The following is a 13484-nucleotide window of genomic DNA, read 5'->3' on the forward strand; positions in this document are numbered from 1 at the left end:
TATAAAGTAATGGGAATTTCAAATAAAGATTTCCATGACTTTTTGCGGGCAAAAGCGGAAATCGCCCGCAAAAATCCTGCCTTCGGCAGGACACGCCCCTCGCTTCGCGAGGACCTGGTCCAATACGATTCCCGTTTTTCTGAGGAAAAACAGGAATCTATAATCTTTAACGGAATGTATTTAAGCAGTATTCATTAAAATATGATAGAATGCGTATAGTGTGAAAAGCGGAGGAAAAGTCTTGAAACAAAGGGATAAATCAACAGCACAGATAATACATGAGTATGGCAGCGATGTAACTACTTATTATTTGATCGCCATGCTGGCAATTTTGCCGCTATATTACAATAACGGATATATCGATATAGCTGATGCAAAATACAAGTTTTACAGGGGAATTACCATTGCATTCCTGGTTCTGGCAGGGGTAATATGCTTTACTGCTGAAAAAGTCTTTGGCAGGATATTTAAAGAGAAAGTGGCAGGTAAGGGAGCTGAAAAGGGGGATGGCAGAAAGCTAACCTCATATCCGATTCCAATTATCCTTATTGCTGCGCATCTTCTATTTAATATGGTAACCTGGCTGTTTTCCGTGGACCGCGATTTATCAATTGTCGGAAACGGAAGCTGGCATATGGGTATCATATCTCAGGGGTTGATTCTTTTGGCGGCTCTCCTTGTATACCATTATTTTGAAGATAAATTACTTATACTCATAGCCTTTTCAATAGGTGCGGGTCTAAGCAGTCTGTTTATTATTCTGAATGGCTTTGACATCTATCCCCTTGATATGGGTAAAAAATTCAATCTTTTTACATCAACACTTGGACAGACAAACTGGGCATGTATTTATCTGGCAGTAATGCTGGGCGTAGCCATGGGAATGTTCATCCATGAAAAGGGACTTCTCAGAAGAACTATCGTGGTGATCACTCAGTTGTTTATTTTTGCCGGAGCCTGGGAGATAGGAAGCGACACAATTCTTCTTGTTATGGCAGGAGAGTTTTTTGTAATTCTCGGGATATGCATAAGAGAAAGAGAGCTTATGAAAAGATTCTCAGAGCTTCTTATTACTTTTGGAATCTCCACGAGTGTAGTATATCTTCTTATTTATCATGTATTTACGGGCAAATTTACCTTTGTTGACGAATATAATGACGGACCCAATAAGCTCCTTAGAACAGGAGTGGGATTTCTGATCCTTGCCGCCGGAATCCTTTTGTATATGGTCATCTATTGCACTAAAAACAGAGAGTGGAAGGCCGGTATTTTCAAAAATATATACAGGGCATTGGTGGCTATTGGTGCCGTGCTTGTTATAGGGACCATTGCTGCAATAGTAATAACCACAAATAATCCTGAAAAGGCAGGGACATTATCAGGAATAGGTCTTTTTAATTTTGATGTACACTGGGGGAACAGGCGAGGAGCCAACTGGAAATGCGCTGTAATGGCCTTTGGCAGAATGCCGTTTTTCAGACAACTTATCGGAATGGGGCAGGGATGCTATGAGCAGTATCTGAATTCTTTTGAGGATCTCAGAGTGATAATCGAAAGCGAATTTGGTGAAAAAGCGCTCATGACGGCTCACAACGAGTATTTGAACATGATTGTTGAGAACGGAATCCTGGGATGTTTTTCATATATAGGTATAATTGTGAGTTCTTTTATAATTATGTGGAAAAAGGCAGCAGAAGATAAGCACGCTTTAATGGGGCTTATTGCTGTAACGGGTTATGTGGTATGCAGCATGTTCTGCTTCCAGCACGTGTATGGAACTTCGTTTATGTATATGTTCATTGCCATTGCCATGGCTTGACCAATCTGTGGCTTGTTGATAAAATCTAAGTTTGATTAAAACCTCGCAAATTAAGGATAAATATAAATGGAATATATTTTGGGTTTTTTAATAGTCTTTAATAAGTCGCTGGCAGCTTTCGGCCTGCCTGAACTGATCAGTGTGTTTTCAGTTCTGGTTCTGGCGTGGTATATCATAACCAGAAAACAACAGCTGAAGGGGATAGTTAGAACAACACTGGTTGCTGTAGTTTATGCAGTGGTGGTACAGCTGATTACGCACACCATGGATTTTCCTGCGACAGGGACGTTTATACTGACTGCGCTTTTGAACATAACCCTTGCATCCTGGGTAATTAATAATTTTCAGAAATATGAACAGCATGCCTTTGTTTACAGCGTGGCACTGTGTCAGGGAGTGATGACTCTGGCAGCTTTTATGCTTCCGGGTTCAGTTTTGTGGAAGGTTGATGAATATGTATCAGGTACTTCCCTTAACAGACTTAAACTCCTGTATTCAGAGCCTTCGTATTTATCCTTTGTATCAGGAATTGCACTTATTATCTGTGTTTATCAGATTCTTGTATATAAATTGTCCTGGCAAATAGTTCTCGCAGGTCTTATTCTTCTTCTTGATATGTTGCTTTCTTATGGAATGGGAGGAATGATCTGTCTCGTACTTGCCATATCTGTAATGCTCATGGCACATGTTGCCAAGAACAGAGATAAGATTGTGGCTGATCCTGCAGCGAAATATAAATGGATTCTTTCCGCCACATTTATTGTGGTTGTGCTGATATCCATCATTGTTATTTCCCCGACTTATGGCTTTAGACTTGCATCCTTGATCCAGGGAACTGATTTGGGTCTCTTCTATATGATAAAGGAACCGGTTGGAGTATTTTCCGATATCATGAAGGAAACAGGATGGAAGGGAACCGGAATCGGACAGCTCCTTTATTCAGACAGACTAAGTCAGGCAGAGCTGGTAGAGGGCTTTAAAAATGCGTACTTCTACTTCATGGCAGAGGGTGGAATCGTAGGATGTGTTCTGGTACTCGGAATAGTTATTTTCCTTATCGGATATGTGCTTCTTTATGGCGGAATTCTGCCACTTGCACTTTTCATCTATGTGACAGTATACATGTTCACAGCAGGAAGATATGACGATCCGGTTAACTGGATTGCTTATGGAATAATACTTGCACATTGCCTGCTTTCAAGGAATGATGCCAGGATTCAGGAAGACGCTGAACTTGACGATTCAAGGGCAGGAGAGGTAGTAGTCGGTATTATAGGTGCCAAGGGTCTTGGTAATTACGGCGGATATGAGACCTTTGTTGATAAACTGACAGAATATCATGCTAACAATGTTAAAATAAGATACCTTGTTGCCTGCAAAGCTAACGGCCAGGGAGCAATGGATGAGACTAAGCTTAAGGGTGCTGTGCCTATCAGTGAAAGTGAGTTTACATATCACAATGCTCACTGCTTTAAGATAAATGTGCCTCAGATTGGTGCTGCTCAGGCGATAGTATATGACCTTATGGCAGCAGCTTACTGTATCAGGTATTTCAGAAAACACAGGACTGAGAAACCGATTCTCTATGTGCTTACCTGCAGAATCGGACCTTTTATAGGAATTATCGCCAACAAGATACATGAGCTTGGCGGTGAATACTACGTTAATCCAGACGGACATGAGTGGAGGAGATCCACCTGGAAGCCTGCTATCAGAAGATATTGGAAAATCTCTGAGAGACTGATGATAAAGCATTCGGATCTTGTAATATGTGACAGCAAGAACATTGAGACTTATATAAATGCTACATATGACTCTTATAATCCTAAAACAACGTATATTTCATATGGCGCTGAGCTGGAAAAGAGTAAGCTTGCTGATGATGATGCCAAGTATACTGAGTGGATGCACGATCATTCATTAAATGAGATTGGCTGGCTTATTGTAGGAAGATTTGTTCCTGAAAATAATTATGAGACAATGATCCGCGAGTATATGAAGAGCGGAAGTGACAGGAATCTTGTGATAATAACCAATATCAACAAGACCTATATGGATGAGCTGGAGGATATTCTTCACTTCAGCAGAGACAGACGTATAAGGTTTGTGGGCACGGTTTATGATAAACAGCTTTTAAAGAAAATAAGAGAAAATGCTTTCGGATACATACACGGACACTCTGTAGGAGGAACAAACCCCAGCCTTTTGGAGGCTCTTGGCAGTACGAAGATGAATCTGCTTCTGGATGTGGGATTTAACAGAGAATGTGGAGAAGACAGCGCTCTTTACTGGAGCAAAGAGTATGGAAGCCTGTCATCTCTTATCGATAAGGTGGAAAAAATGCCATCCGACGAGATAGAGAAGTATTCCGAGAAGGCCAAGAACAGGATCAGAGAGGCCTATAGTTGGGAATATATCGCCGGAAAGTATGAGAAAGTCTTCAGGTAAAACTCATATTTATAAATGGAGCAGATATCATTAGCGCTTAGGGTATCTGTATTAGACCGAGATAGACAAGCGTTTATAGAGGAGAAAAATGAAAATAACAAGAGAAGATATAAAGCTTATCCTAAGCCTTGTAAAAAATGACTTAAAATCAAGATATTCCGGATCAGCGCTGGGAATAGTATGGGCATATGTACAGCCCCTTATCACCGTGCTTGTATTCTGGTATGTATTTCAGGTGGGCTTTAGGAATCCCCCGGTAAACAATGTACAGTTTATACTCTGGTTTGTAGCCGGCTATATACCATGGACATTTTTCAATGATGGATTATTGTCATCAACAAATGTATTTTACGAGTACTCCTATCTTGTAAAAAAGATGAAGTTTAAAGTATGGCAGCTTCCTATTATTAAGGTTTTATCATCACTTTGCATACATTTGTTTTTGATGCTGTTTGTGATTTTTCTGTATCTGATTTACGGATATAAACCGACAATAGCATGGCTCAGCGTGCCATATTATTCATTGTGTGTAATGATGCTCCTTGTGGGCTTGTCTTATCTGGTGGGCGCAGTATCAGTATTCTTTAAGGATGCAGCACAGCTCGTAAATATCATTTTGCAGTTGGGATTCTGGATGACTCCTGTATTCTGGGCTCCTGAATCAATGAATGCTAAAGTAATAAAGGTTTTAAGATTTAATCCTCTTTATTATATTTTTGAAGGTAACAGAGATGCCCTTATTGAAGGAAGAGGCTTCTGGCAGCAGTCTCCTATGATGACTCTGTATTTCTGGATAGTTGTTGCAGTACTGATTTTACTGGGTATGAAAGTGTATAAGACACTTCGCATACATTTCTCTGATTTACTGTAACTACTGAGTCAAGATGTAACAACTGTAATAGATCCGGATAACGTGGAGATCTATTTTGATTAAGGAATAATATATGGACGAAATTGTTGTAAAAGCAGACAAATTAACTAAAGAATATAAGCTCTATGAGTCTGAAATGGACAGACTGAAAGAAGCATTTAACCCATTTAAGAAGAGCTATCATAAATCCTTTTTTGCATTAAAAAATGTATCCTTTGAGATAAGAAAAGGAGAGAAGGTAGGAATCATAGGCTCTAACGGAGCGGGTAAGTCTACACTTCTTAAGATGCTTACGGAAGTTCTCACTGCCACCAGCGGAGAGATGAATATCAACGGTAAAATTGCCGCCCTTTTGGAGCTTGGTGCGGGATTTAACCCCGACTACACCGGTATAGAGAACATCAATCTGAATGGAAAACTCCTTGGCTTTTCACAGGAAGAGATGAAGGAGAAGATGGAGAAAATAATAGAATTTGCAGATATAGGAGAGTTTATCAATCAGCCTGTAAAGAACTATTCAAGCGGAATGTTTGTACGTCTTGCATTCGCTACACAGATTTTCTCAGATCCGGATGTGCTTATTGTTGACGAAGCTCTTTCTGTAGGTGATATAAGATTCCAGCAAAAATGCTACAGAGCCATGGACAGACTCATGAAGGACAAGACAGTTCTTCTTGTTACTCATGATACTGCAGCGGTTACAAGGTTCTGCGACAGAGTTCTCTGGCTTGATCATGGCGAACTCAAATTTGATGGAGATGTGGGAGAAGGACTTCAGAAATATCAGGAGTATATCCTTAACAAAATCGATGAAGAGAAGAAAAAAGCAGCATACGATGAGGATTATTATCGTCCCGCCAAAGGAAATATATCACTTAAGAAAAACGACAGAGGATTGAACATTCCTGAAGTAGTAAGTGGAATCAAAAATAAAGGAAATGGACAGGTTACCCTTACTCATTGCGGCCTCTACAATGAATTCTATAAAACTTCCGACGTTTTTGAGCCAGGAGATGTATTCAGGTTCATTGCCAAGGTTAAGTTTAATGAGATGGCGAACAGACCTATAATGGGACTTGGAATCAGGGACAGACTTGGCAACGAGGTCATAGGTATAAATACTAATACCATAGGGGTTGAACTTCCTGCTCTTGAGGGAGAAGCCGAGGTTGAGTTTACTTTTAAGCTTCCTGAGCTGAATAAGGGAGGCTATACCGTCACCGTTGGAATCGCTAACGGATTCCAGGATGACCATGTCCAGATGTGCTGGATGGATGATGTCTGCATATTCAGAGTACCAATGAGGGAATATGATATCCCCGGAACAATTTACCTGCAGAAGGGTAAGGTTGACGTATATAAATAGACTTTGGGAATATCATAAAAAATTTGTCTATATATGAGGAGTAGAAATGGGAACAACAAACGACAATGATTCAAACAAGGATTCATTAAAATATAAATTATTTCCGCAGGGATCCAGGAGACTTTTCTTTGCAAAGGTAATAAGAAGATGTGTGTTACATCCTGCGTTTATACTGAGCGCGCTTAGTCCGAGACACATTAAGAGCTTTATCAGAACTATTAAAAAGGAAGGCATGGAAGGTGTTTTCCTAAGATACAGATATGTTGAAGACATCGATGATAACAGAATTGAGAATAAAGGTGTTGTTTTACTTAAAGAGTATAAAATAAAAAAGATTAAGAAGCTTGAAGGATTGGAACCAATTAGTTTCAACCATTATGATAATCCCACGGTTTCTATAGTTATACCGGTATATAATCAGTTTGATTATACATATCACTGCCTGAAATCAATAAAAGAACAGACAAAGAATATTTCCTACGAAATAATTATTGCTGATGATAACTCATTTGACTTTACTACCAGACTTGACGAGGTGGTAAAGGGAGTAAATCATATAAGGAATAAGGAGAATCTCAGATTCCTCTTAAACTGTAACAATGCAGCAAAACAGGCAAGAGGAAAATATATTCTCTTCCTTAATAATGACACCCAGGTACTTGAGAACTGGCTTGATGAACTGGTTAAGCTTATGGATGATGAGACTATAGGTATGGTTGGTTCAAAGCTCATATATCCTACAGGTTATCTTCAGGAGGCAGGCGGAATTCTTTGGAATGACGGATCAGCCTGGAACTACGGAAACAGAAAGAATCCCAATGGACCTGAGTTTTGCTATGTGAAAGAGGCTGATTACATCTCGGGTGCGGCTATCATGATCAGGAGCAGCCTTTGGAAAGAGCTTGGCGGCTTTGATGAGAGATTTGTTCCAGCTTACTACGAGGACACAGACCTTGCTTTTGAAGTCAGAAAGCATGGCTACAAGGTTGTCTATCAGCCGGCATCAGTTGTTGTTCATTTTGAAGGCGTATCAAATGGTACTAACCTTACATCGGGACAAAAGGCATATCAGGTAGAAAATGCCAAGAAATTCTACGAGAAGTGGAAAGATGTTCTTGAAAAAGATCATTTCAAGAATGGTGAGAATGTCTTTGTAGCTAAGGACAGAAGCAGATACAAGAAGCATATCCTTGTTATAGACCAGTATGTTCCGCACTATGACCAGGATGCAGGCTGCAAATGTACATACATGTACCTTAAGATGTTTGTGAAGATGGGATTCCAGGTGACCTTTATAGGTGACAACTTCTATAAACATGAGCCTTATACTACTACACTTAACCAGCTTGGAATTGAGGTGTTGTACGGAAACTACTACAATAACAATTGGCAGGAATTTTTGAAAGAAAACCTGAAGTACTTTGACTATATATACCTTCAGAGACCGCATATCTCCATTAAGTACATCGATCTTATAAAAGAGTACTGTGGTGATGCTAAGATAATATATTTCGCTCACGATCTTCATCATATAAGAGAAAAGCGTGAATATGAGATCACCGGCAAGAAGGAGAAGCTTGCATCTGCTGAAGAATGGAAGAAGATTGAGTACGAATTGTTCTCAAAGGCAGACGTGGGACATGTGGTTGGAAGCTTTGAACAGGGAATAATGCAGAAGGCATTCCCGGACAAGCCTATAAGAAATATACCTCTTTATATATATGATGATAAGCCGGAGGGAATAAGGAAAGACTTCTCTCAGAGACAGGACCTTATGTATGTGGGAGGATTCGGACATCCGCCGAACATAGATGCTGTAATGTGGTTTGGTAAGGAAGTTATGCCTCTTATCGTTAAGAAGTATCCTGACATTAAGTGGCATGTTGTCGGAAGCAAGGCGAATGAAGAAGTAATGTCTCTTGCCAGCGATAACATAATTATCGACGGATTCCTTTCCGATGAAGAACTTGCTGAAATGTATAAGAACACCAGAATAGATATAGTGCCTCTTAGATTTGGTGCAGGTGTAAAGGGCAAGGTTGTAGAAGCTGCTTACTATCAGATTCCTCTTGTTACCACATCGATCGGTGCAGAGGGGCTTGATGCCACAATGGGAAATATGCATGTTGTGGATGATGCACAGGAAATGGCAGATTACATCTGCTCAATCTATGAGGATTATGACAAGCTTCGAGAGATGTCTGATGCAGGCGAGAAGTTTATAGAGCAGAACTTCACTTCTAAGGCTGCTGAGGATATCCTGAGACTTGATATAGACATATGAAAATACTACTAATTGATCAAATTGCGAAGGTTAATTATAAATATACCTATAGCCTGGCTAATGCGTTAAAGACACTGGGCACCGATATAGAGCTCGTCATCGATGATAAGTCTGATAATGAGTATTGTAAGTGCCCTTGTCACAATGCGTTTAATACTTCGAGAAAAGATGTATCAAAACTGGATAAAGTCACCAATTACATAAAATCATATAGATACATTTGTAAAAAGCAAAAAGCAAACAATACGGATATAGTTCATTTGCAGTGGTTTCAGCTTTCTCCAATGGATTATCATTACATAAAAAGGTTAAAAGCACAGGGCGCCGGAATAGTTGTTACAGTGCATGATATACTGCCTTTTAATGAGAAATTCTATGACAGATACTATCATGGGAAAATCTATGAGGCAGCAGATGCAATAATTGTTCAGGCTAAGACGAATGTAACCAGGTTTAAGGAGCTGTTCCCTGAGTGTGCGGATAAAGTTTCATATATCCCACATGGGAATTTCCTTGATTTTGCTGACATTTATGAAAAAGATAAGGCGAGGGAACACCTTGGTATACCAAAGGATAAAAAGGTATTTCTGTTCTTTGGGCAGATAAAAAAGGTAAAAGGTGTTGCAGTTCTTCTTGAAGCCTTTGGGGAGCTGCTTAAGAAACGTGACGATATATATCTTGCGATTGCGGGAAGCGTCTGGAAGGATGACTTTGGCATATATCAGGAAGTTATAGACAGATACGGACTGACAGATAAGAATCTTAAGACTGATATCGGATTCATACCTGATGAAGAAGTGGGATATTACTACTCAGCCTGTGATATTGCCGTTCTGCCATATCTTGATGTATATCAGAGCGGAGTTATTCAGCTCTCATATGCATATAAGAAACCTGTAATAGCAACCAATATTCCGGCATTTACCGAAATAGTTAAGGACAGAGAGACAGGTTACGTCTGCGAGGCAGGAAATGCTGGTAGCCTTATGGAGACTATGGAAAGAACTATTGAAGACGAGTCAAACTGGAGAAACGTTGGCATCGCAGGGGCTGATCTTATACGAGAGAAGTACTCCTGGGAAGATATTGCTGAGAAGATAAGTAAGGAATATAGTAAAATCAGATAAAAATCGAAAAGTCACGGAGTATTTCCGTGACTTTTGATATAATAGAGAAGAATATTGTTAACGGCTAACAGTTTAAGGGATGTTTAGTGTATGGAAAAAGCGGAGAATAAATCGGACATAACATGGAATGAATATCCGGTCATTGGACTGCTGGTGGCAATGATGCTGTCAATATTGGATTTTTCAAGGGATGGGTTCTATCAGATAATACCGGTGGCCTTGTTTTTTGTATTTACCGGAATGAAGGAAAACAGTAGGGTCCTCTTCATTTTTGTAAGAAGATATTGGTATTTTAACCTAATTGTAATAGGGTATCTTGGATATTTTCGTTTTGTGAATAAGGTAGCAACTTCAGACAGATGGATCATCTCTATGTTCTTTGTTGTCTTTGCAGGTTTTGTTTTAGTAATCAGAAACGAAGGGGATATTGAACCAGCTATCAATAAGCTATGGGTATTCCTCTTTGCAATAATAACCCTTGGCATAATAAAACATCTGGCAGACCATCAGACAGGATATTTTCTAATAAATGATATTGATCTTGCCGTGACCATCATATTTGCGGCGTTAACGATTCTCTTCATAAGTGATATTAAATATAAGGCAGCAGGTGCTGTATTGTCACTATTTTCTGCAATAATCCTCATAAATGATGGAGCAATTAATGTAAATAATATTACATCATTTTGGCGCATACTACCTATATACCTCCAGGGAGGCATTCGAAACATACTTCTGGGAAGAGGAATGTTACAAGCTCATGATATAGTTGAAGATTATTCATTTAACACTTTTTCATCTTTATTGTTTGATTTTGGTCTGATTGCTTTTGTGTTCTATGTGGGGCTTTTGGTCTATGCAATAGTGCTTATAATAAGAAGCAAGGATGTTGCACTTAGAAATATGGCCATACTTACATGTGTTACGTTGATTGTTAGCGCTTTGCATTTCTTGATATATAGCGTGAATGCGGCTTTTATAGTATATCTTGTGGTTGGAATGTTTATGGGAAATATTCCAATATCTGGTAGAAAAATGATGAGATAACATTTTCATGTCTTGTTAATTATATGTATGAAAAGGCTCAAGGTTGGGAGAAAAAATGGTTTTTAATTCTGTAATTTTCTTATTTTCTTTTTTACCGATTTTTATCTTGGGAAACGATGATAAATATTTAGAGTTAAAAGAAGATGATTTCAATATTGAAAAAGAGATATAGGGCAGACATTTTACAATGGAATACATCGGGTTGATAATGAGGAGATTTTTTCATTAAAGAAGCCACATGCGTTAAATGTGTCAGAAAAACTTCTTTATATACCTGAAGAAGGAAATCAAGCGCATGCAAAATACTATGAAAATTATCATGTCGATAACAATGATACAATATTGATTTTAGGGGATAGCTATTTTCATGATTACGGAGTTATTAGTGATTTGGCAGAAAGCTTTCATACTACATTGATGTTTAATGGTACTGCCGCAACTAAAGATAGCTTAATTAAAATTATAACTACTTATCATCCAGATATTGTTGTATTTGAAAACGCAGAACGCTGCAATTATAGATATGAGGAGATGCTTGAAAATGCAGATGATTTAAAAGATCGCAAATATAATATTGGAGAAGAAATAAAGTTTTATTCTGAAGATAGTGAAGCTGAAAAATATATTATAGATGGGTTTTCAAATAAAGAAGATGGATTTACATGGACTAATGGGAACAATGCGAATTTGTTTTTTTATACGAGTGGGTTTGAAAAAATGCAAAAACAAAAATATACATAGACTTGATGGGTATCTATGATAGAAAACAAAACGTGAAAATTTTTATAAATGGAAATGTAATTTTTGATCAAGATTATGATTTGGTATAAGCTTTAGAAATGTAAAAGGAGAGTTTATGATATGAAATTAATGCGTGAAATTGAACGACAATACGGGGACTTTTCAGAAAAAATGCAAGAATTTAATTTATTTCATGTAATGGGCTATGTTGTTTTTTGGACTTTTTTATCTCATGGGATGATAATTTTTAATAAGTATTCTTTCCATGATGATATTGGATACTATCAATTTAACGTTGGTGGAACCTATACTTTAGGAAGATGGGCTTTGGGATTTTGTGGCGAGTTAGAAAAAAGAATTTTCGGTGGAGGCCATAATTTTAGTCTACCCGTAATTAATGTTTTTTGGTCTGTGTTTTTTATTGGATTAAGTTGTGTAATTATATTTATAATATTTAACTTTAAATCCAAAATTGAGGAATTTTTGATTACAGGTATAGCGATATCCATACCAATGATTACTGGTCTTTTTGGTTACATGTTTACGGCTTCATATTATATGTTAGGAGCTTTTTTAACTTGTTTAGGATGTTGTTTTTGGATTATAAAAGGGAAAAGAATTTATAAGATATGCGCTATAGTATTAATGAGCTTTTCTATTGGTATTTATCAAGCAAATTTGGCTTTTGAAATTGCTTTTTTGATAACTTATGCACTTTTTACAACAATCAATAAAGACCTTAGTGTTAAGGAATATTTAAATTTATTATTTAAGGTTATTTCAGGAGTATTATTTTCATTGGTTTTGTATTTTGTAATCAATAGCCTTGTACTTAAGGTAAAAGGCCTTAGTATGTCAAGTTATGCGGGATTGAATACTGTAGGTAGCATTTCAATATTAACATATTTGAGAAGAATCCTAATTGCTTATAAAAGTTTTTTTGTAGTTGAAATTGATAAGACGTACTGCATGTTTCCATTTAATTTACATAAGTTATACTATGTTTCGGTTGTTATCGGAATAGGTTTAATGTTGTTGATTATTCTTGATAAGTATAAGAAAAATAAAATTTGGGCACTAGAAATATTTATTTTAATGATAATGTTTCCTGCAGCCGTTAACTCAATATTTATTATGGTCCCGATAGAATCTATACATCAATTGACAATGTATTCCTATATTTTTCTGTTTGTTTTGTTTGTGTGTGAGCTGAATTACATACGTACGAACATACATATGATATATGTAAAGTGTATAAGCGGATGTGCCTTTTTTATTCTTATGCTTTTCGGCTTAACTTATGCACGTTACTCAAATGTATGTTATTCACGTATTTGTTTTTCGATGGAAGAAGCAAATTCATACTTTAATACGTTGGTAACAAGAATTCAATCCGTAGAAGGATATAATGAGACAATTCCTATTGTGTATTTAAATGAGTATTCTAAAAAGTCAATTTCTTTTTATGATAACAGTGAATTTAGCAATGTTATAACTGATCCATATATTGATTCAAATGGGTTAATAAATAATTATTTATGGAAGGATTACATGAAAAAATGGATTGGGTTTGCACAAGAATATGTACCTGAAAGTCAGATAGACAAAAATGAATATAGAGATATCCGTTCGATGAGCCACTACCCGAATGATGGATCAATAAAGATGATTGACGGTTATTTGTTTGTGAAATTTTGATACAGATTATTCTCTTGTTGAACAAATATTACTACATTTATCTAGTATTTAATTAATGTTAAGAAAAAGTGGGCGAATGTTTA

General features: G+C 37.4%; 9 protein-coding genes. All 9 read left to right on the forward strand.

What is annotated here, in order from left to right; genetic code table 11:
• Positions 1-241: 241 nt before the first annotated feature.
• The 9 genes from G622_RS0107305 (at position 242) to G622_RS0107350 (ending at position 13401) form a co-directional block, all read left to right on the forward strand.
• Positions 242-1819 (forward strand): O-antigen ligase family protein, encoded by a 1578-nt coding sequence (locus G622_RS0107305; protein WP_026510162.1) that lies wholly within the window; start codon positions 242-244, stop codon positions 1817-1819.
• Positions 1820-1885: 66 nt separating this feature from the next.
• Positions 1886-4267, forward strand: coding sequence for a beta 1-4 rhamnosyltransferase Cps2T (gene cps2T / locus G622_RS26850; protein WP_330363582.1), 2382 nt, complete (start codon positions 1886-1888; stop codon positions 4265-4267).
• Positions 4268-4355: 88 nt separating this feature from the next.
• Positions 4356-5138, forward strand: coding sequence for an ABC transporter permease (locus G622_RS0107315; protein WP_026510164.1), 783 nt, complete (start codon positions 4356-4358; stop codon positions 5136-5138).
• A gap of 73 nt (positions 5139-5211) precedes the next feature.
• Positions 5212-6504 carry an ABC transporter ATP-binding protein gene (locus G622_RS0107320; RefSeq protein WP_026510165.1) on the forward strand — a complete coding sequence of 431 codons (1293 nt, stop codon included), beginning with the start codon at positions 5212-5214 and terminating at the stop codon, positions 6502-6504.
• 46 nt (positions 6505-6550) lie between these two features.
• On the forward strand, positions 6551-8788 hold the full coding sequence (locus G622_RS22055; RefSeq protein ID WP_049945735.1) for a glycosyltransferase: 2238 nt from the start codon (positions 6551-6553) through the stop codon (positions 8786-8788).
• Complete coding sequence (locus G622_RS0107330; RefSeq protein ID WP_026510166.1) at positions 8785-9915, forward strand: glycosyltransferase family 4 protein; 1131 nt, start codon at positions 8785-8787, stop codon at positions 9913-9915. Before G622_RS22055 ends, G622_RS0107330 begins: the two co-directional genes overlap by 4 nt.
• 90 nt (positions 9916-10005) lie before the next feature.
• Entirely contained in the window at positions 10006-10962 is a 957-nt protein-coding gene (locus tag G622_RS0107335; protein WP_026510167.1) for a hypothetical protein, read from the forward strand.
• Positions 10963-11211: 249 nt separating this feature from the next.
• Positions 11212-11703, forward strand: coding sequence for a hypothetical protein (locus G622_RS0107345; RefSeq protein ID WP_026510168.1), 492 nt, complete (start codon positions 11212-11214; stop codon positions 11701-11703).
• 120 nt (positions 11704-11823) lie between these two features.
• Complete coding sequence (locus G622_RS0107350; RefSeq protein WP_026510169.1) at positions 11824-13401, forward strand: glucosyltransferase domain-containing protein; 1578 nt, start codon at positions 11824-11826, stop codon at positions 13399-13401.
• Positions 13402-13484 lie beyond the last annotated feature (83 nt).

Source organism: Butyrivibrio sp. LC3010 (genome assembly GCF_000424385.1).
Classification (GTDB): Bacteria; Bacillota; Clostridia; order Lachnospirales; family Lachnospiraceae; genus Butyrivibrio.